Annotated in this window: 24 protein-coding genes and 1 riboswitch; of the genes, 19 read left to right on the top strand and 5 right to left on the bottom strand. The window is 43.7% G+C overall.

Annotated elements, in window-relative coordinates:
* Window positions 1-159: 159 nt before the first annotated feature.
* The 9 genes from IV55_RS00895 to IV55_RS00855 all read left to right on the top strand — a co-directional run bounded on the left by IV55_RS00895 (window position 160) and on the right by IV55_RS00855 (window position 6,971).
* Complete coding sequence (locus IV55_RS00895) at window positions 160-1,806, top strand: peptide ABC transporter substrate-binding protein (protein WP_057808526.1); 1,647 nt, start codon at window positions 160-162, stop codon at window positions 1,804-1,806.
* A gap of 140 nt (window positions 1,807-1,946) precedes the next feature.
* Complete coding sequence (locus tag IV55_RS00890; RefSeq protein WP_057808525.1) at window positions 1,947-2,405, top strand: MarR family winged helix-turn-helix transcriptional regulator; 459 nt, start codon at window positions 1,947-1,949, stop codon at window positions 2,403-2,405.
* 30 nt (window positions 2,406-2,435) lie between these two features.
* A complete protein-coding gene (locus tag IV55_RS00885; RefSeq protein ID WP_057808524.1) occupies window positions 2,436-2,753 on the top strand; it encodes a hypothetical protein in 318 nt (105 codons plus the stop codon).
* A gap of 62 nt (window positions 2,754-2,815) precedes the next feature.
* Window positions 2,816-2,950, top strand: a riboswitch (FMN riboswitch).
* Window positions 2,951-3,135: 185 nt separating this feature from the next.
* A complete protein-coding gene (gene ribD, locus IV55_RS00880; protein WP_057808523.1) occupies window positions 3,136-3,588 on the top strand; it encodes a bifunctional diaminohydroxyphosphoribosylaminopyrimidine deaminase/5-amino-6-(5-phosphoribosylamino)uracil reductase RibD in 453 nt (150 codons plus the stop codon).
* Window positions 3,585-4,196 (top strand): RibD family protein, encoded by a 612-nt coding sequence (locus IV55_RS00875; protein ID WP_186808488.1) that lies wholly within the window; start codon window positions 3,585-3,587, stop codon window positions 4,194-4,196. Before ribD ends, IV55_RS00875 begins: the two co-directional genes overlap by 4 nt.
* A gap of 1 nt (window position 4,197) precedes the next feature.
* Window positions 4,198-4,794, top strand: coding sequence for a riboflavin synthase (locus IV55_RS00870; protein WP_057808521.1), 597 nt, complete (start codon window positions 4,198-4,200; stop codon window positions 4,792-4,794).
* Window positions 4,791-5,996, top strand: coding sequence for a bifunctional 3,4-dihydroxy-2-butanone-4-phosphate synthase/GTP cyclohydrolase II (locus IV55_RS00865; RefSeq protein ID WP_057808520.1), 1,206 nt, complete (start codon window positions 4,791-4,793; stop codon window positions 5,994-5,996). The genes IV55_RS00870 and IV55_RS00865 overlap by 4 nt, the downstream gene beginning before the upstream one ends.
* Window positions 5,997-6,014: 18 nt before the next feature.
* Entirely contained in the window at window positions 6,015-6,482 is a 468-nt protein-coding gene (ribH, locus tag IV55_RS00860; RefSeq protein ID WP_057808519.1) for a 6,7-dimethyl-8-ribityllumazine synthase, read from the top strand.
* A 93-nt stretch (window positions 6,483-6,575) separates the two neighbouring features.
* Window positions 6,576-6,971: an iron-sulfur cluster biosynthesis family protein gene (locus tag IV55_RS00855; RefSeq protein WP_057808518.1), complete on the top strand. Its 396-nt coding sequence runs from the start codon at window positions 6,576-6,578 to the stop codon at window positions 6,969-6,971.
* 214 nt (window positions 6,972-7,185) lie between these two features.
* Here IV55_RS00855 and IV55_RS00850 read toward each other — a convergent pair whose 3' ends face one another.
* Window positions 7,186-7,680, bottom strand: coding sequence for a MarR family winged helix-turn-helix transcriptional regulator (locus tag IV55_RS00850; protein WP_057808517.1), 495 nt, complete (start codon window positions 7,678-7,680; stop codon window positions 7,186-7,188).
* Window positions 7,681-7,789: 109 nt separating this feature from the next.
* On the opposite strand from IV55_RS00850, the gene IV55_RS10530 reads away from it, so the two are divergent.
* From IV55_RS10530 to IV55_RS00810, 8 genes are all read left to right on the top strand, one after another.
* A complete protein-coding gene (locus tag IV55_RS10530) occupies window positions 7,790-8,038 on the top strand; it encodes a hypothetical protein (protein ID WP_057808516.1) in 249 nt (82 codons plus the stop codon).
* A gap of 6 nt (window positions 8,039-8,044) precedes the next feature.
* Entirely contained in the window at window positions 8,045-8,737 is a 693-nt protein-coding gene (locus IV55_RS00840; protein WP_057808515.1) for a quinone oxidoreductase family protein, read from the top strand.
* A 121-nt stretch (window positions 8,738-8,858) separates the two neighbouring features.
* The gene (locus IV55_RS00835; protein ID WP_057808514.1) at window positions 8,859-10,484 is read left to right on the top strand and encodes an ABC-F family ATP-binding cassette domain-containing protein; all 1,626 of its coding nucleotides are present in this window, start codon (window positions 8,859-8,861) and stop codon (window positions 10,482-10,484) included.
* Between the two features lie 418 nt (window positions 10,485-10,902).
* Entirely contained in the window at window positions 10,903-12,306 is a 1,404-nt protein-coding gene (locus IV55_RS00830) for a flavocytochrome c (protein WP_057808513.1), read from the top strand.
* Between the two features lie 260 nt (window positions 12,307-12,566).
* The gene (locus IV55_RS00825; protein ID WP_057808512.1) at window positions 12,567-12,809 is read left to right on the top strand and encodes a hypothetical protein; all 243 of its coding nucleotides are present in this window, start codon (window positions 12,567-12,569) and stop codon (window positions 12,807-12,809) included.
* Window positions 12,810-12,976: 167 nt separating this feature from the next.
* Entirely contained in the window at window positions 12,977-13,363 is a 387-nt protein-coding gene (locus tag IV55_RS00820) for a winged helix-turn-helix transcriptional regulator (RefSeq protein WP_057808511.1), read from the top strand.
* A gap of 95 nt (window positions 13,364-13,458) precedes the next feature.
* Window positions 13,459-14,301, top strand: a complete 843-nt coding sequence (locus IV55_RS00815) for an aldo/keto reductase (RefSeq protein WP_057808510.1) — start codon at window positions 13,459-13,461, stop codon at window positions 14,299-14,301.
* A 95-nt stretch (window positions 14,302-14,396) separates the two neighbouring features.
* Window positions 14,397-15,617, top strand: a complete 1,221-nt coding sequence (locus IV55_RS00810) for an MFS transporter (RefSeq protein WP_057808509.1) — start codon at window positions 14,397-14,399, stop codon at window positions 15,615-15,617.
* Window positions 15,618-15,708: 91 nt separating this feature from the next.
* Here the strand turns inward: IV55_RS00810 and IV55_RS00805 are convergent, their stop codons facing one another.
* A complete protein-coding gene (locus tag IV55_RS00805) occupies window positions 15,709-16,074 on the bottom strand; it encodes a RepB family plasmid replication initiator protein (RefSeq protein ID WP_057808508.1) in 366 nt (121 codons plus the stop codon).
* A gap of 206 nt (window positions 16,075-16,280) precedes the next feature.
* Here IV55_RS00805 and IV55_RS10535 point away from each other — a divergent pair, with 206 nt between their 5' ends.
* Window positions 16,281-16,418 (top strand): hypothetical protein, encoded by a 138-nt coding sequence (locus IV55_RS10535; protein WP_157047449.1) that lies wholly within the window; start codon window positions 16,281-16,283, stop codon window positions 16,416-16,418.
* Between the two features lie 76 nt (window positions 16,419-16,494).
* On the opposite strand, the gene IV55_RS00800 is transcribed toward IV55_RS10535, so the two are convergent.
* The 3 genes from IV55_RS00800 to map all read right to left on the bottom strand — a co-directional run bounded on the left by IV55_RS00800 (window position 16,495) and on the right by map (window position 19,616).
* Complete coding sequence (locus tag IV55_RS00800; protein ID WP_057808507.1) at window positions 16,495-16,980, bottom strand: Dps family protein; 486 nt, start codon at window positions 16,978-16,980, stop codon at window positions 16,495-16,497.
* 91 nt (window positions 16,981-17,071) lie between these two features.
* A complete protein-coding gene (locus IV55_RS00795) occupies window positions 17,072-18,436 on the bottom strand; it encodes a DUF2252 domain-containing protein (RefSeq protein WP_057808506.1) in 1,365 nt (454 codons plus the stop codon).
* Window positions 18,437-18,833: 397 nt separating this feature from the next.
* Window positions 18,834-19,616: a type I methionyl aminopeptidase gene (map, locus tag IV55_RS00790; RefSeq protein WP_057808505.1), complete on the bottom strand. Its 783-nt coding sequence runs from the start codon at window positions 19,614-19,616 to the stop codon at window positions 18,834-18,836.
* 168 nt (window positions 19,617-19,784) lie between these two features.
* Here map and IV55_RS00785 point away from each other — a divergent pair, with 168 nt between their 5' ends.
* Window positions 19,785-20,654 carry an aldo/keto reductase gene (locus IV55_RS00785; RefSeq protein WP_057808504.1) on the top strand — a complete coding sequence of 290 codons (870 nt, stop codon included), beginning with the start codon at window positions 19,785-19,787 and terminating at the stop codon, window positions 20,652-20,654.
* The last annotated feature ends 10 nt before the right edge of the window (window positions 20,655-20,664 follow it).

The following is a 20,664-nucleotide window of genomic DNA, read 5'->3' as shown; positions in this document are numbered from 1 at the left end:
GGACGATTCCCTGATATCGCCATCATTAATTGAATTTGCGACCAACGTATTTTGTCCAGAAGTGGATGAAATGCGTTTTTTTGTATGCTCCAAGTGTCTTTGCACGGGAAAGACGCATTTCATCTGCAACCACACAGAGAAATTAAGGAGCGTATCAAAATGAAAAAATGGCCTAAAATTGCACTGATTATCGGAACTATCATGACGTTGGGACTTGTCTTGGCTGCATGTGGTCGACAAGCAACAACCTCCAAATCAGATCAACAAACTTTGAAATTATCTGCACAAGCACCACTTGATACGATCGATTTAGCTAAAGCAACTGGTTACGGACAAACAGGAAATGTGTACGAAAGTTTTTATCGGCTGGGCGCGCACGGAAAGCTGACGCCAGGATTAGCCAAGTCGACTGACGTAAGTGCCGACGGAAAAACCTACACCTTTCATTTGCGATCTAATTTAAAATGGAGTAATGGCGATTCACTGACTGCCAAAGACTTTGTGTACTCATGGCGGCGCACACTGAGTCCAGCAACGAAATCGCAGTATGCGTATCTATTCGACGGTATCAAAAATGCGACGCAAGTGAATAAGGGGAAGACCGCGCCAAGCCAATTGGGTGTTTCTGCGCCAGATAAACGAACGGTGATCGTCCAGCTGGAAAAACCGATTGCTTACTTTAAACTGCTTATGGCCTACCCGTTGTTTGCGCCACAAAATGAACGTGTCGTGAAGCAATTTGGTAAGAAGTATGCAACGCAGGCTAAGTACATGGTCTACAGCGGTCCGTTTAAGATGGAAAAGTGGAACGGAACTGGTAATCACTGGCAGTTTGCAAAGAACGACCAGTATTGGGATAAAAAGGTCGTCAAGTTGCACAAAATCACTTATCAGGTGATCGGTAATACGACGACTGGTGTCGAGATCTATCAGCAAAAGAAACTTAGCTTAACGTTGCTGTCGAATCAGCAAGTGAAAAACTATCGTACGAATGATCAATTTAAACAGTATCCATATTCGCTGATTACGTATCTCAAGTGGAATTTTCATGATCCAGATGACGCCAATAATCTAGCGACGAATAATCAAAATATTCGTCAGGCGGTTGCTTTGTCGGTGGATCGCAGTCAGCTGACTGAAAAGGTACTGGGGGATGGTTCACGTGTACCAACTGGATTTGTACCAGGCGGATTGGCGACCAACGCAGCTAATGGCAAAGACTTTGCAACCGAGCAGCAGGTGGCAAATACCGTGACGTATAATCCTAAATTAGCCAAGCAAAAGTTTGCTGCAGGATTAAAAGAAATTGGTGTAAACAAGGTTTCATTAACGTTACTGGCGGCTGATGATGATCCAGCTAGCACGGTGGTGACACAGTATCTAAAGAGTCAATTGGAAAAGACACTACCAGGGTTCACGTTAAATATTCGCGCAATTCCGGGTAAAGCTGCCAATACGCAGGGGCAAAAAGGTGATTTTGACTTGTCCTTGTCAGGCTGGGGTGGTGATTTCAACGATCCCATTACCTTCTTACAAATTCCGCAAAGTAACACAGCTTATAATTATGGTAAGTGGTCTGATAAAACTTATGATGATTTAATCGATCGTGCCCAAAATGCCGATGCAAATGACGCTGCTAAAAGATGGCAAGATTTGGTTGATGCTAGCCAACATTTGAATCGGGTACAAAGTTTTACACCGTTATATCAGGCTAATTATGCTTACTTGCAGCAAAAAAATGTACATGGAATTATTCATAATACGGCCGGAACACAATGGAATTATAAGTATACGTACATCAAGTAATTACGGCGTTTATAATCGTCTCTATGCAATTTAATTTTACCCGTGTTATAAGTAATGCAATATAAAGATAATTGTGCTACCCTTACTAAAGTCGAAAACACGTTACGAAAATGAAATTGCATTTTGAGGAGAATTTGATTATGGCAGAACCACGGTTACTAGATGACCAGCTTTGTGTTGCCGTGTACAACGCAAATAAGCGGTTTAATCGGTTTTACATGGAAACATTAAAGCCTTACAACCTGACTTTTCCACAGTACATTGCGTTATGCGCTTTGTGGGAAAATGACAAGCAAACTGTTAATGAAATTGGTGAAAAGTTGAGCCTTGATAGTGGTACTTTGACACCACTATTACGTCGTTTGGAACAAAATGGTTGGGTTAAGCGAACCCGCTCTAAGTCAGATGAACGACAAGTTATCGTTCGTTTGTCGACAAAGGCTAAGGAACAACGAGACGAAATTTACCAACATGTGACGGATTGTCAGGATCTGTTAGCATATGATGACGTGACCTACGCAGATTCTCGTTCTGCTGTGAAGGATCTATCGAACCGTTTGGCATCAGTTGACGAACATGATTTGAGCTCGTTAGCATAAATACAATGTAAATCCTCGACAGCTTCTTTAATGAAGTTGTCGGGGATTTTTGTTTCACGTGAAACGTACAATTATGTTTATTATCCGCAAACGCTGGACATCCAGTTCATTCGGTTTGAAGCACAGATTGCATTTCACGGATTGGCGGAAAAACAAGCTGCTGAAAAATTAAATATATTTATTTCAGCAAGCGTCTTTGAAGCTGATCAGACCAAAGTTTGGCAGCGAGCACTGTATTTAAGTGCAGTGACAGAAATTGGTAGCGAAAGTCAGCAAGTGATTCTCCGTCAACCACTGTTAATAAAGGATTCTAAACGAGCAACGCAGTATCCGCTGGTCGTTAACTGACTTTATGAGGGGGTGTTGACAAGCAAAATAAAAACAAATATCTTAAGTGTCAGTTGAATAACTCATTTCTTCGGGGCAGGGTGAAAATCCCGACCGACGGTAACAGCAGCGATGTTGAAGTCCGTGACCCGCGTTAAGCGGTTGATGCAGTGTGAATCTGCAACCGACAGTTATAGTCTGGATGGGAGAAGAAATAATATTAGGTGCAAGCCGTTGTTGGCACAGTTTTTTTGGTGTGCGAATCAGTAATACACCTAATATCATCTGATTGATCAGGATAACTGATCAATTCTCTTTGCTTACGGTAAATTTACCGACCCCGTGAATGTTTCTTGTTCACGGGGTCTTTTTTTGCCTAAATTTTTAGAAACGGGGTGGTTAAATGATGGAAAACGTATATATGAACCGTGCCATAGCAGAAGCGCATAAAGGCAGCGGCTTAACGTATCGAAATCCACAGGTTGGTGCGGTTATTGTTAAAAATGATCGGATCTTAGCTGTGGGACATCATGTTGGCTTTGGACATGCCCATGCCGAAGTTGACGCTTATAAACATGTAGAACACCCCGAAGAAGTAGTTGGTTCAACGATGTATGTCACTTTGGAGCCCTGTAGTCATTACGGTAAAACACCGCCATGTGCAGCTCAAATCGTCACTTGGGGTGTACATGAAGTTTATGTGGCGCAACAAGATCCCAATCCACTTGTCAGTGGCCGTGGCATTGCGTATTTACGTGCACATGGTGTGACTGTCCACGTGGGTTTGGAGACAGAAGCTGCTCAGGCGCTCAATGCTGCTTATAACTTTTTTATAAGCAGGGCCGTCCTTTGGTGACTGTGAAGGTGGCACAAAGTTTGGATGGCAAAATCGCCTTACGTGAGGGTATGCGGACTTATCTAACGGACGGTTTAGCGAACGCAGATGTCGATCAGGTCAGAGCTGGTCAACAAGCAATTTTAGTCGGCAGTGAAACGGCACTGGCAGATGACCCACAGTTATTGGTTAAACAGGCAGTGATGTATCCGCCAATTCGAATCGTTTTGGATCGGCGTGGTCGGTTACAAACTAGCTCGCGGTTACATGAGCAGCATGGTGCGCCACTATGGATTTTTACAGAAAATGCACAGCTAAAGACACGTTTTACGGCAGCAAACGAACGGATTTTTGTTGGTAAATGGACGATTCAGACAGTGATTGAAGTTCTTGCCAAGGCAGGTGTGCAGTCGCTGCTGGTCGAAGGCGGTAGCACAATTCAAGCTGCTTTTTTACAGGCCGGATTAGTTGATCAACTAATCATTTACCAAGTTGCTGAATTGTTTGGTGGGAATTCTCTGCCAGCCTTTGCTCAAATGCAATCTGGTGAGCGGTATGCCTTTCATGAGCTGAGCACAGAGATAATTGGCAACGCTCGTAAGTCAGTTTTTGAAAGGGTGGTGAACTGATATGTTTACCGGAATAGTTGGTGGCCTAGCAACAGTGAGGCAAATCGTACGCCACGGTCAGACGCTGCAACTAAACTTGCAGCTACCAACAAATGGCTTCAGCGATTTAAAGCTAGGTGATAGTTTATCTGTGGATGGCGTGTGCTTAACGAGTACTCGCTTAAGTACAACTGAGTTTATGGCCGATGTGATGCCAGAAACCTTTCGTAAAACAAATTTAGGCCAGCTCCAAATCGGTAGCACGGTTAATGTCGAACGTGCTTTGGCAGTTGATGGTCGATTTGAAGGTCATATGGTTCAGGGGCACGTTGATGGTGTGGGTGTGATTGCACAACGCCGGCGTGATGAAAATGCCGTCATGCTTAAGGTGAATTTGCCACAGGCGTTAACTGGTCAGGTGGTCACAAAGGGTGCAATTACGGTTGATGGTGTCAGTTTAACCGTCGTAGACGCGCAACCAACCTGGTTTACAGTCAGCCTGATTCCTCAAACGCAAACGGATACGAAATTACTCAGTTATCACATTGGTGAAAAAGTGAATTTAGAAATCGATGTGATCTTTCGCTACTTACAAGCAATGACGGGAGCAAACAAATGACAACACTTAAAGAAAAAATGACGACAGCAATTGCTGCGCTACAAGCTGGCAAGTTGATTTTGGTTGCTGACGATGAAGATCGCGAAGCCGAAGGTGACTTAGTGGGAATCGCAGAATTTGCGACGCAAGCCAGTGTTAATTTGATGACGACAGCTGGCCGTGGCTTGATTTGTGTACCAATGACGGCAGAGCATGCGAAAAAGCTGCAGTTACCACTGATGACAATTCAGAACACGGAACATTTTCAAACAGCCTTTACGATTAGCGTTGATGAGACACATACGAGTACTGGGATTTCAGCTGAAGAACGGGCGATCACGATTAAGCAATTAGCAGATTTGGCCGCACAGCCAGCTGACTTTGAACGGCCTGGGCATATCTTCCCGTTGATTGCTAAGAATGGGGGTGTCCTAGTACGTCCCGGCCACACAGAGGCAGCGGTGGATTTGGCACGTTTGGCTGGCGCAGCTTCTGACACTGCTTATATTTGTGAAACGCTTGCCCCTACAGGAGAAATGCGACGGTGGAAGGATCTTCAAGACTTAGAACGAGAATTGCAGGTGCCATTAATCACGATCAATGAGCTTATTTCATATCGTTATTTGATTAATGATGATGTTGTTCATGCTGATGTGACGGTAAAGCTACCGACTCAGACCGGACTATTTACATTGACTGATTATGAAAGCGTGGCTGATCAGCGGTTACAGTTGTCATTGAAATCAGTTACCCCCAGTACTGGTATCCCATTGGTGCGCCTTCACTCGGAGTGTTTTACAGGTGATGTGTTGGGGTCCAAACGGTGCGATTGTGGGCAACAGTTAACAGCAGCGATGGCTAAAATCGCAACTGAAGGTGGCTATGTTTTGTACCTTCGCCAAGAAGGCCGTGGTATTGGCCTAAAGGCAAAATTACAGGCTTATCAGTTACAGGAACAAGGCTTTGATACAGTTGAGGCCAATGAACACCTCGGCTTTGCGCCAGATGAACGTGATTACGGGATTGCGGCTGCAATGTTGCATGCACAAGGCGTTCATCAGGTGCGGTTACTGACCAACAATCCAGATAAAGTGGCCAGTTTGGAACGATATGGGATCGATGTGGTGGAACGCGTGTCACTTGAAATGCCAATTTATGATGAGGACCGTGCTTATCTCAAAACGAAACAAGCAAAATTTCATCATGCGTTACACATAAACTAATTATTGGAGAATATTAAAATGACAGAATATGTAGGACAATACGTGGCACCAACCGGAAAGCTCGCTATTGTTGTCAGCCGCTTTAATGATGTAATTACGAGTAAATTGGTCGCAGGTGCGATGGATACGTTGACGCGCCATGAAGTTTCCCCAGCAGATGTTGATATCGTTTGGGTTCCAGGTGCGTTTGAAATTCCTGGAATGACACGGCGATTGCTTGCATCGAATAAGTATCAGGGCATCATGACGCTTGGCACAGTAATTCGTGGTGAGACCAGTCATTATGAATATGTCTGCAATGAAGTTGCTAAAGGTGTAGGACAGCTAGCGCTAACGAGCGATGTGCCTGTATTGTTTGGGGTGCTGACAACGGACACTTTGGAACAAGCACAGCAACGGGCAGGCGGTAAGGCCGGCAATAAAGGCAGTGATGTTGCGGCGGATGTTTTAGAATTAATTGATTTAAATCGTGCACTGCAAGTCTAATGAGCAAACTAATTGCGAAATATTGTTAAACCGACTATTCTAAATAAGTAGATAGATTGTACACAACCTATCAGTAGAATGGAGGCCAAAAGCATGAACTTTAACATTAAAGAAGCTGCAGCGGATTACTTGGCAACAAAGATTTCACCAGATGCGGTACTTGTTTTGGCAACGGATGATGGTTCTAATAAATATTCAACAATTGGTGGTACTTGTGCGATTGGCGATAAATTTCAACTGGTTGAATTGTCTGCTAAAGATCCTGAGTTTAATGTAGAATTACAGACGTCTGATGGACAGATTGTTTATACGAGTAATAATGAAGCAACTTTTCTCGGTAATGGGCTAACGCTCGATTTTGTACACAACAGCTTAGTGCTGAAAAATGATAGTGGATTATTGGATGGCGCAGTTACCATTAATCATTTTGCAGACCAGCAACCATTAGCAACGGCTGATTTAAAAGCCTTGGGGAACCAAATCTGCTAGTTTGGGGTTTGTCAGCAGAGCTACTTGATTTTTAACACACGTTTCACAATTTAAGCTCGTAAGCCAAAAGAGGTGGGGACATAAGATTTTATGTCCCCACCTCTTTTACGATTCATTCTCTGCTGTAGCTCAATCCTTATGCCGTTAATCGAAGGTATGATTGTCATCCCAGCAACGATCGCAAGGGACATTAGATGGCGCACTTGCTGTGCTCTTAGTCTTGCGACGCAGCGAGTGCATTAATTACTTTTGCGGTAATGGCCAAATCTTGTTCGCTAAAGGAGTCTAGTGCAGCCTTGTATTTGGCACGTTCCGCTGCATGCATTTGATCGTGTAAATCAGCAATCACCTGACCTAACTTAGTGACGGATAAGAAGACTGCTTTTTTATTATCATCTTGGTGAAACCGGGTAATCAGTTCACTCGTATCCAAGCGTTTTACATAGCGAGACAACATGCCTTGAGAAAAATCTATTTGTGCAACTAAGTCTTGGTATGCCAACGTTTGTTCAGGGGCATCTGCGACACGACTAAGAATCTGCATTTCTGAATGCGTTAAATGGACAGCGCTCAGCTTAGTCACTACGGCTGGTGATAAAGCATCTCGGGCACTATCGATTGCGTAGCGCCAAAAGGACTCCTTGAAACGTTCCTGGGTTTTGTCCAACTGGGAAATGGCTTCTCGAATATCTTGAAAATAGTTCGGCATGAAAACTCCTTTTAAATAAATTACTGGTAATCTATTGTTATTTTAGAAGACTTGATTATAATGAATTATAAATTACTAGTAATGAATAATCAATCGGAGGTTCTTTAATATGAAAGCAGCAGTTGTAACGAATTTTGAACAGGCACCAACACTTCAGGTCTTTCCAGCACCTGTAGCTGGTGAAAATGAGCAGATCATCAACGTATTAGCAGCAGCGGTCTATCCACGGGTGCGGTCGCAAGCAAATGGAACGCATTATACAAGTACAGGGAAGTTGCCATTGATTCCTGGACTAGATGGTGTGGGGAAAACGACCACGGGTCAAGTTGGCTACTTTGTAAATGGGGATGAAACGTAAGGGGCATTGGCTGAACAAACGGTTGTGTCTGCACGTCGCTTTATTCCATTACCGGCAGATGTCGATGCAGCCCAGGTGGCGGCGATGATGAATCCAGCAATGTCGTCATGGATGGCGCTGAAGGATCGTGTCGGTGATATTACCGGTAAAACTGTATTAGTGTTGGGTGCTACTGGTGCAGCCGGACAATTGGCTGTACAAATCAGCAAGTACCTAGGTGCGAAGACGGTGATTGCGGCTGGTCGTGATGAAGCGAAACTAGCGATGGTCCGTGGGTTAGGCGCTGACCAAACGATTGCACTGACTGGCACAGATGAAGATGTTAAGGCCGCTTTTGCAGCAGTAGCGGATGTGGACGTGGTGTTGGATTACCTATGGGGTTCTGTTGCAGAGAAAGCCTTGCAAGCAATTTTACCTGCCCGTCATGATCATAGTCAGTTGTTATCCTGGGTTGAAATTGGCAGTATGAGCGGTGGCGATATTACGCTTCCAAGTGCCTATCTACGATCAGTCAACTTACGACTATTAGGTAGTGGGCAAGGAAGTATTAATGGTAAGGTTTTTGCGACTGAACTGCCAAAACTCGCTCAGCTAATTTCAGCAGGGACGTTTCAGCTAGCTGTTCAAACATTACCATTTGACGAATTGTCATCAGAGAATTGGCAAGATGCCAGTCAACGATATGTTTACGTGATGTAAAACGAGACCCCCTTAGACGAAACGGTTAAAATATGGTAATCTGAAACAACTTAATACTGAAATAAAGCCAACCGCGTTTTGCCACGGTTGGTTTTTATTAGACAAATTTGTGAGGTAATCAATGTTAACTGTAAACAATATCAGCATGCAGTTTGGGACACGAAAACTGTATGAAGACATCAACTTAAAATTCACACCTGGTAACTGTTATGGGGTGATTGGCGCTAATGGTGCCGGGAAGTCAACGTTCCTAAAAATCATCGAAGGCGACTTAAAACCAACAACTGGTACGGTCAGCTTGGGACCAAACGAACGGATGTCCAGCTTGAACCAGAACCATTTCGCCTTTGAAGATGAAACAGTGATGGACACGGTGATTCGTGGACATGAAAAACTGTACGAAATCATGAAGGAAAAGGATGCTTTGTATGCCAAGGCTGACTTTACTGATGAAGACGGGATGAAGGCCGCTGAGTTAGAAGGCGAATTTGCCGAACTCGACGGTTGGAACGCTGAAGTTGAGGCGAACCAACTGCTGCAAGCAATGGGCATCGATGAAAGCATGCACCAACTCAAAATGAGCGAATTAACAGAACCTCAAAAGGTGAAGGTTTTGCTAGGACAAGCTTTGTTCGGTAACCCGGACATTCTGTTATTAGATGAACCTACCAACGGGTTAGATGTGCAATCAATCGCCTGGCTGGAAAACTTCCTGGCTGATTATCAAAATACTGTGATTGTGGTTTCACATGACCGGCATTTCTTGAATCAAGTATGTACGCATATGTGTGATGTGGACTTTGGTAAAATTACGCTATTTGTCGGGAACTATGATTTCTGGATGGAAAGTAGTGCATTGGCCACTAAGTTACGTTCTAGTTCTAATGAGAAGAAAGAAGAACAGATCAAAGAACTGCAAGACTTTATCGCTCGGTTTAGTGCCAATGCGTCGAAGTCAAAGCAAGCCACTTCGCGGAAGAAGCAGTTAGAGAAGATCACATTAGATGACATCAAGCCATCATCACGGAAATATCCGTTTATTCAGTTCACACCAGATCGGGAAATCGGAAACGATTTATTGCGTGTCGATAGCGTCTCAAAGACAATTGAAGGTGTGAAAGTATTAGATAACATTACCTTTACCCTGCGTCCAGAAGATAAAACCGCATTGATTAGTCGCAGTGATTTAGCAACGACAACATTAATGCAGATTATTTCCGGGGAAATGTTGCCCGATTCAGGTACCGTTACTTGGGGTCAAACGACTAGTCAAACGTACTTGCCACGTGATATTAATGGCGAGTTTGAAAACTCAAACTTAACGATTTTGGACTGGTTACGTCAATTTGCACCGAAGGGTGAAGACGATAACACATTCCTTCGCGGTTTCTTAGGGAAGATGTTATTCTCTGGTGAAGATGTGCTGCGTGAAGTTAACGTGCTTTCCGGTGGTGAAAAAGTACGGTCAATGTTATCCAAGATGATGTTAAGTAAAGCCAACGTGTTATTGATGGATGATCCAACCAACCACTTGGATTTGGAATCAATTACTGCTTTGAATGATAGTCTAATTGCCTTCACAGGTGCGATTGTCTTTACATCACATGACCATGAGTTTATTCAAACGATTGCTAATCACATCATTGAAGTGAGTGATAAGGGTGTTGTAGAACGTTCTGACACCAAGTATGATGACTTCTTGGCTCATAAAGTGGTGCAGGAACAGGTTGCTGAATTATATAAATAAGTATCACTCGCTAGCTTTGAGTTATGCCATCTAAAAGCACGAGTTAAATAAGGGAGTTTGGGACATGAGTCAATTGTCCTAAACTCCCTGTTTTGATGTTTGAACTTAAATAGTGAAAATGTGGGACAAAAATTAAGCCGCTGTGCAGACTACGAGCAACCTGCCGGATTGAAGAATAATCCGTACAGCCGTTCTAGGTCTTACTCACGACTTCCCGACTTTTGTCCCACGCGCTTCTATTTTGCTGCTCATATAAATAAAATTAATCAATTCACAAACGTTTGACTATGATGTTCCTTGTCGTTTATCCTGCAGGTATAGATTGCGTTGTGATTTTGTCTGTTAACAAGTGAAAAAGATTACAAAGTCGCAATAAACCGTTATTAATCCTCGATGAAGATTACAAAGGAGCAGACATATGCCTGAAAAATTTCGCTTTGAACCAACTAATATTAATGAATTAAAGGATCAATACGATGTCATCATCATTGGTTCTGGTAGCACTGGTTTAGTCGGTGCGTTACAAGCGCATGAACTTGGCTTGAAGCCAGTTATTTTAGAAAAAATGGACAAAACCGGTGGTAACACCATGCGTGCTTCATCCGGAATGAACGCTGCTGAAACGAATGTTCAACTACATCATGGTGTGGTTGATAGTTATGAAGAATTCTTCGCTGAAACCCTTAAGGGTGGCGGTGATATGAATGATAAAGAACTATTGGGGTATTTTAGTTCACATGCTGCTTTGGCCATTGACTGGTTAGCAGACCACAACATTCGTTTGGACGACATTACGATCACTGGTGGAATGAGCAAAATGCGGACCCACCGGCCTGCTAGCATGGCTCCGATTGGCGCTTTCTTAGTGACTGAATTGTTGAAGCAAGTTCAGGCACAAGCGATTCCATTATTTACTGGTGTGACAGTTAAGAAGTTAAATAAAGACGCAAGTGGTACGGTTACCAGCGTAGGGGCAGTATTGCCAAACGGCGATAAAATGACTATTAACGGTGGCGCAGTTATTTTGGCAACCGGTGGTTTTGGTGCAAACCCAACCATGATTGAAGAATACCGTCCTGATTTAAAAGGTTACAAAACGACAAACCAACCTGGTGCAACCGGGGACGGGCTGTCATTAGCAACTGATGCAGGCGCCGCTTTAGTACAAATGGATCAAATTCAGGTTCATCCAACTGTTCAACAAGATAACCCACATGCATTCTTAATCGGAGAAGCTGTTCGTGGTGAAGGTGCCATCTTGGTTAATGCACAGGGTAGTCGTTTTGTTAACGAATTAAACACACGGAAAGTTGTTTCAAACGCAATTACTGATCTACCTGAACATGGTGCTTACTTGATTCTTGACCAGGGTATTCGTTCACGGGTGAAGGCCATTGAATTCTACGACAGCATTGGTTTAGTTGTCACAGGGGCAACGGTTGATGAATTAGCTGGCAAGTTGAACATGGATGCAGCCACTCTAACGGCGACCGTTTCCACGTGGAACACAGCAGTAGCTGACCACAACGATCAAGAATTTGGTCGGACAACTGGTATGGATCGTGATATCGCTAACGGACCATTCTTTGCAATTCACATTGCGCCAGCCGTTCATTACACGATGGGTGGTGTGAAAGCGAACCATCTAACGCAGGTTATCGGCACCGATGGTCAAGTAATCAACGGGTTATTTGCCGGTGGTGAAGTCGTCGGTGGACTACATGGCAATAACCGGATTGGTGGAAACTCGATTGCTGAAACGGTGATTTTTGGTCGCCAAGCTGGGGAACAAGTATTTAACTACATCAACAAGCAAAAATAATCGATAATAATTCAAAGGCGTTTGGGACATAAATCATCATGTCCCAAACGCCTTTTTAGATTTACGAGCTTAACTGGCGAAAATGTGGGTCAAAAGTCAAGCCGCTGTAATCTACCTGCCGGGTTTTAGACCAGCTCATACGGCAGTTCTAGGTCTTGCTAACGACTTTCCAACTTTTGACCCCATGCGCTTTCTGTATCCCAATTAATGAAAATTCAGGTATAATGAAGTTAATCCTATACTGAAACGAGGGTGCCACCATGAAAAATCACGGTAAGTTAAATGCGACATTGCTCACACCGGAATATTGGACTCGGTATCATTTACCAGAAGCAGCAGCTTTTGCCACACAGTTTCAGGAAGTAGACGCAAAAGAGTTAGGCGAAAACGATCGCAAAAAAGCATTGGATGAATTAATCCAAGCAATGAGTGCTAAGGGATATAACAATCCGCAAAATCCTGTTTATACGTTATTATCAGCGATTATGGTACAGCGAAATTAAGTGAATATGTTACACGTGAAACATAAGGCTTCCGAAAATCATTAGGTTGATATTCGGAAGCTTTTTTTGTTTGAATAGCGAATACGATACGCGTTCTTTAAACAATTAAAATTAAATGTATGTGTTATAGTGGTGATAATTATTTAGTTAAAAGGGAGGCAGTAATTGTGACCAAGGTATATAACGTCGGTGTGGAGGCTACGTTAGAAGTTATTAGCGGAAAATGGAAGCCGGTCATTATGTGTGATTTACATGATGGTGCCATGCGTACAGGAGAGCTTCGCCGTGCAATTCCGTCCATTTCACAAAAGGTGTTGACTGAACAATTACGCGAGCTTGAACGTGATGGCGTGATTACCCGTACGGTTTACAATGAAATGCCGCCACGAGTGGAATATGCGTTGACTGAACACGGGATGACGCTGAGCGGATTGCTGCAACAAATTTGTCGGTGGGGCGAAGCGGATGTACAACGCCGCTCAGACAATGGGGAGCATGTCTTGATTCGCCATTTTGGTGATGACGCACCGAGTCGCGAGGAATTGCTGGGTTAGGAACCTCGTAGTACCCAGGTTACTTAAAAGTGCCGACTTGAAAGCTTCATTTGAGCTAGTAGAATGAATTGTGAAAGTTACGAGGAGGTAAACTCATGGAAAATTTAACATTGAACAATGGGGTACAAATTCCCCAACTTGGTCTTGGCGTATTCTTGGTGGAAGATGCAAATGATTTAAAGAATTCGATTGCCGATGCTTTGAAGGATGGCTACCGTCATTTCGATACCGCTGCGATTTATCATAATGAAGCTGGTGTTGGTGAAGCACTCGCAGAAAGCGACGTTAAGCGCGAAGACTTGTTCATTACCTCGAAGGTCTGGGACAGTGTTCAAACTTACGACGAAACGATTGCAGCCTTTCACGAAAGTTTGAAGAAGTTACAAACTGACTATTTGGACCTTTATTTAATTCACTGGCCAAGTAACGGCTATGAAGAAAAATGGCGGGCAATGGAAAGCTTGTACAATGATGGCTTAATTAAGGCGATTGGTGTATCAAACTTTGAACAACCACAAATGGATAAGTTGTTGGCTAGTGCGAAGATTAAGCCAATGGTTGACCAGGTTGAAACGCACCCTTACTTCCAACGTAAGGATTTAAACGCCTACCTAACTGACTTGAACATTGCTCATGAAGCCTGGGGTCCACTGGGACAAGGTAAGAGCGGCGTGTTCACAGATGCAACGTTAACTAAAATTGCTGCTGACCACGATAAGAGTATTGCGCAAGTTATCTTACGTTGGCACTTACAACGCAACATTATTGTGATTCCAAAGTCAGTTCATGCAGAACGGATTGCGCAGAATATTGATGTCTTTGATTTCACTTTAAGCGATGCCGAAATGACAGCCATTGCTGGTATTGATAAAAACCAACGTGGGTCAGCTGATCCAAACGATGAAGATTGGTTGAACAAGTCTTTGGAAATGAACTAACTAGTCTAAATGAATGAACCGCACTCAAATCGAGTGCGGTTTTTTTAGTGGTATAGTGTTTTTAACGATTTAATTTAATTGGAGTAAATTAGCAAATGGCGAAAAAAGAGCAGTGGCAGAAAAATCTAAATGCACTATGGATTGGGAACTTTGTAACAGGTGCCGGTGCTAGCATGAGTTTGCCTTTTTTACCATTGTTTATCAGTACGATGGGGCATTTCCCAAAGTGGGAGCTGACGTTATATGCCGGGCTCGCGTTTTCAATCACTTTTTTAAGTCAAGCTATTGTCTCCCCATTGTGGGGGAAACTAGCGGATCGCACTGGACGTAAACCAATGCTGTTACGAGCATCCATTGGAATGACGATTACTGCGACATTGACGGGGTTTTCACCAAATGTATGGGTATTGATTGGTCTACGTTTAATTCAAGGTGCCTTTTCTGGGTATATTAATAATGCTTACGCGCTGATTGCCAGCGAAGTACCCATGGAGAAAAGCGGTAAGACGATGGGAACGTTGACGACAGGTGCGGTTGGTGGGCAACTGGTCGGTCCCATCATTGGTGGTTATATCGCTGATTTATTCGGCTTTCGGGTGCCATTTTTCATATTTGGGGCATTAATGTTAATCGGATCGTTGGTCACGTTCTTTTATGTAAAAGAAGACTTTAAACCGTTGTCCTCGACCAAGACTGGTAAGGCGACCAGTGCTTTTGCGAATGTGAAACATGTTCGTGTGGTGTGGGCGATGATTTTGTCTTCAATGTTGATCCAAGCAGCGACAACCTCAATCAATCCGATTATTAGTTTATTTGTAAAGGAATTGATGCAAGGACGGGGCAATGTCGCGGTGGCTAGTGGGGTAATTGCGGCGTTACCAGGAATTGCGACACTGGTTGCAGCACCTCGTTTAGGGGCATTGGGAGATCATGTCGGGCCACAACGTGTGTTGATTGCTGGATTGATTTTTTGTGGACTCATGTTTATTCCAATGTTTTTCGTAACAACGGTTGTGATGTTAGGAGTATTCCGGTTTTTGGTGGGTATTTCCGACGCAGCATTACTGCCGGTGACACAAACTGTTATGACATTGAACACACCGGAAGATGCCATTAGCCGTATTTTCAGTTATAACCAGTCTGCTCAGGCGATTGGCTCAGTAATTGGCCCTATGTTGGCAGCCGGCGTGGCGGGAGTTTTAGATTATCGCTATGTGTTCCTTATGACGACTGGTTTAGTGTTGGTTAATTTAGTTATGGTTTTGTGGGCTTATCGAACCGATAATACCGATGCTACTTCGCTTAATAATGAATAGCCCACGGTTTTACTAGTTCAGCTCGTAGATCAAAAACGTGTTTGGAACAAGATGACTTATGTCCCAAACACGTTTTGTTAAAGTTTAAAGGTTATTGTTCGTGCCAGTGTGCTTCATCCACCTTAACCAGGAATTCGAAGTCTGGGTTAAGCTGAATGGAAACCATTTGTTGCTCATCCACAATCTGTACTTTGGTGAAGAAGTCATGTTGTGCTTCGCCATCCCCAGTATCATATGTGGCACTGGTTTGCTGCAGGTGCGTCACAACAGTTTTTAAATGGTCGGCAAATGAAATGCGATCATCCCCAGGTAACCATTGAAGTTCATCAAAGTTAAAAATAGCGCCAGTTGACCGCAAATGATGCATACGCGTCATAATGGCAAAGAAAAAGCTAAGTTCATTTTTTGACAAGTTGGCAAAGTTAACAGATTTGATTTCAATATTATTGCTTGGCATGATGAGTAACTCCTCTCAAACAGTGCAGTGGCTTTACTAACATCAAGATACCGCGTTGCCGTATACGTCGCAACTAAAGCGTCTTAGCATTTAATTGCGTAAAACTTGTTTAAGGTCGAGTTGAATGAATGGCGACGCTTACTTATCTTCTGTATACTAATAGTTGTTGAAAAGAACTCGGCCTTTTAGTAAGGGATGTGGTCCATTTGAGTAAAGTTTGCGAGCCCCACAAACGTATTGACCTAGATGATCCGAAGATGGATTGGGTTGTCGACCAACTGTTCAAAGAACCAAATGAACTGGACGGAAACAGCTTTGATATTTGGGTTGGACCAGAAGAATAGTTAAAATAAGACCGCGGCATCAGGATTTACTTCCTGATGCCGCGGTCTTTTACGTTGTTTCACGTGGAACTGAGGATTATTCTTGTGCACCTTTGCCAAGAAAGGCATTCAACATCCAAATATTCTTGTCGGCATTGGTTTTGAATTCGTTTAGCATGTCTTGGGTTGGCCAGTCTTTTTCTGCATCAGAGACTTCCATGCCTAATTCAATTTGATCACGTAGGTATTTAAATTGATTGGCAAGCCGTTGTACATATTCCGGCAAGGTGAATTTATTCCAGTCAGTTTCTTCATCAGGAAGACCAGTATTTTCAACGAACTGATGGGTGGTTGCGAAAGGCGAACCACCTAATTCGATAAGTCGCTCACCGATTGCATCTAGTTCATCATCCAGCTGGTCTAAATAGTCATCCATCAGTGGGTGCAGGCGGAAAAACTCTGGTCCGCGCATGTACCAGTGGGTCTGACGCACATTCACCATCAGCTGGCTGATGTCAGCCACCAACTGGTTCAGCTGGTGCTTAGTCTTAGGGAAATCATATGTCCGAAACGATTCTGTCATGTTAACAAACTCCTTTCTCGGTATGGTTCCATTCTAATATGATCCTGTGATTTAGTGAATTAGAATGACTCATGTTGGTAAAGTGAACTGTCTAAATGTCTTTTGGGTGAACTGCTAAAAAGGCAGCGTAATCGGTTGTGACTTGTTCGATATATGCCTGAGCCCAATCAGCAATTGCTTTTGGAAATTTCTTTGAGTCACCTAGATAGCCGGCAATCATTGGTGCAGTCGGCGTTTGACAGTGATCAATTGCGAGTAAACGCCCACAAGCAGCAGCGTAAAGCTGAAATTGCGACCAATCTAAGGTAGTTAAGTCGACAGACGTTTTCATATCACGGAATTGGCGCACATAAAAGCTGCGGTTCTTACTTTGAAAATAACCTAAAAACGGGTCGGAAGCAGATTGTAAAATCTTTTGTGCATCAATAATTCGGCGACCTTCATTTTCCTCAAATGTTGCGGAGAGCGGCAGCTGATGTTCAGCACCGGATTTACGCGTTGGCAAGGCTTCTTTGATCTGCAGGACTAAATGACTGCCATCAATACTGGTCAATAAGACGAGGTAACAACGTGAACCAAAACTACCAACACCAACACAATGACGAGCGACATCGGTGATGCTGTACTGTGACAGCATTAGGGCGATATCCGTCCGGGCAGTTTCCCGATATGCTGCTAGGTAGTCGCCGATATGTTTAGTGACATCGTCGTTAGTATGTTTAGTTATTTCTGCATTATCAACAAACCGTAGCCCATCAGGTGTCATCTGCGTAAATTTTTTAACGACTTGTTCTGAGTTACGCTTGCTAGCCTTTTCCGTAAAGTAATTTACGAGGGCAGTGGTTGGATCATTTTCGGGAATTGATTTCAGCAAAGACGCCACATCATTTGCGGGGTAGAAACGGTCTAATGTTGTCCGTTTCATACTTGCGCTGATGCCGGCCTGGTAACTAGCAGCCACGTCTCGTGCGAGGTGGTGTAACTTTTTCTCGCCGAAACCATGCTCTTGACCAGCCAAGATGGCACTTACTGCCAAGCGTTTGACATCTCGTTCCCAGGAATTGACACCAGCCTCGTCAAAGTCATTCAAATCAAACACAAATTGTCGTTCAGGAGAGGCGAAGAACCCGAAGTTGCCGAGGTGAGCGTCACCGGAGATGACTACGGGGATGTGTGTGCTGGCCTGATGATTCAAATCATGTGCCATCAATTCGGCAGTGCCTCGGAAAAAGGTAAACGAAGAAGCACCCATCCGACGAAAACGTTCTGGTAATAATTCAGGTACGAGCATGTCAGCGATTCGCTGAATTAAAAGCAGGGGATCACGTTGCACAGGCGTAAAGGTACCCAATTCTTCAAAAGATACTTTTTTGCGTAGTGCATGTCCTTGCTCAATAAGTTCAGCTTGAGATGTAGTGACCTTAATGTTGCTGATGTCGAAACCGCGATTTGCCATGAGTGGTGTGGATCCCCTTTGGTTGAGTGATGAGTGTTGGTTAAAGTATACACCGAGGGTGGAACGAATAAAAAAGAGAGCGAAATAACGGTCGAAAAGTCGCGAGCAAGACCTAAAATCGCCGTACGGATTGGGCTTTAACCCGGCAGGTCGTTAGTAGTCTGCACAGCGAGTTGACTGTTGTTCCACGTTTTAACTATTTAAAGTTAATAATCAAAAAAACTACCGCAATAAACGCGGTAGTTTCGGGAGTTGTGCTGTTATATTGTCGAAACGTGTTCGCTGCCCCCTGCCTTCTGTGCATTGCCTGTTCGCTGTTCATGGGCCAAAAGCGCCCATAAACACCGCACCTGCAATTGCTCGAAGCCAAACTGGGGGCGACTCGCACTCTTTTATTTTACAAGTACTTCTTATCGAACTCTGGATCTTGGCTTGTCAGGATCTTTGGACCGTCTTTCGTGATGACCAAGGTGTGTTCATACTGGCAACTTAGGCTGCCATCCGCGGTGCGCACTGTCCAGCCGTCGTCGGCTACCGGTGCACAGCGCCAGTCACCAATGTTGACCATGGGTTCGATGGTGATCGTCATCCCTTCGCGCAAACGGACACCTTTGCCAGCTTCACCATAAGCGGGAACCATTGGATCTTCGTGCATCGTTGGTTGAATACCGTGACCAACATATTCACGCACATCACCATAGCCCATTTCATCTTCAACATAATGTTGGATGGCATAACCGATATCACCGATGCGATTGCCCACAACGGCCTGATCGATGCCTAAGTACAATGACTTCTTAGTGACATCCATTAACTTTTTAACTTCGTCGCTGACGTCACCGACTGCAAATGCCCAGCAAGAATCTGACATGTAACCATCAACGCTGATAACTGTATCAACTTTAACCAGGTCACCGTTCTTCAGTAGCAAGCCCTTACGTGGGAAGGCGTGACAGACTTCTTCGTTAATGCTGACACAAGTCGCAAAGTCATAGCCTTCAAAACCTTTTTCTTCAGGCTTGGCATTGTTTTCTTCGAAATAACGAAGTGCGAACTTTTCGATGTCCCAACTAGAAATACCAGGCTTGATGATATCGCGTAAGGCGATGTGCATACCGGCTAACACAGCGCCAGCTTTGCGCATGCCTTCAATTTCACGAGGTGATTGAATTGTAATCATTGAGTAGACTCTTTTCTTTCTTTTGTTATGGAATATTTACCCATTAAGTATACGCGTTTCAAAAAATAATGAATAGTGAAACGGCTGAATTCCTTGCAGGGCATGGATTTTGCATTTTTATGTCGGGTTGCTTATGATGGAAATTGGCAATGTAAAGGAGAAATAAAAATGCAAATAATAACAGGAATTAACGATACGGTGAAATTAGCGAATGGCGTGCTAATGCCTCGCTTCGGTCTTGGTGTCTGGCAAGCCGCCCCAGAAGTAACAGCGACAGCCGTTAGTACGGCAATTCAGGCTGGCTATCCAATGATCGATGCAGCGAAGGCATATGGCAATGAAATACAAGTTGGTGAAGGAATCAAACAGGGCTTGGCAGCAACTGGTAAAAAGCGTTCCGATTTATTCGTGACGACGAAGTTAGCTAATGAGGATCAAGGTTATGAATCAACTCTGAAAAATTTCGACGCTAGCTTACAACGTTTAGGTCTTGATTACCTGGATTTGTATTTAATTCACTGGCCTGTTGCTGGCAAGTGGGCTGAAACATGGCGGGCGTTTGAGGATTTGTACAAAGCAGGCAAGGTTCGCGCAATTGGTGTCTGCAATTTTTCAATGGCAACAATGCAATCTTTAATTGCACAAAGCGAAATTGCGCCAATGGTCGATCAAGTGGAATTTCATCCTTGGCTGCAACAACCGGAGTTGAAAAAGTACTTAGCTGAAACTGGCATTCAACAAGAAGCGTGGTCACCATTAGGCGGTACCGGCGGTTCTTTGATGAAAGAACCCGTGATCCAAGCGATCGCTAATAAACATGGTAAATCGGCTGCACAGATACTCATTCGCTGGGATCTGGAAAATGGGTTAGTGACAATTCCTAAATCAGTTCATCCAGAGTATATTCGCCAAAATGCTGATGTCTTTGATTTTAGTTTGGATGAGGACGATATGAAGCAATTAGCAGCGATGAATCAAAACAAGCGAACAAGCTACTGGTTAACAAGTTTTGACTGGTACTTTGGTGATGAAAAGTAACAATAATTAA

This window comes from Furfurilactobacillus siliginis, assembly GCF_001437435.1.
Classification (GTDB): Bacteria; Bacillota; Bacilli; order Lactobacillales; family Lactobacillaceae; genus Furfurilactobacillus; species Furfurilactobacillus siliginis.
Note: the sequence above shows the minus strand (reverse complement) of the source record. Positions and strands in the feature narration are given on the sequence as shown.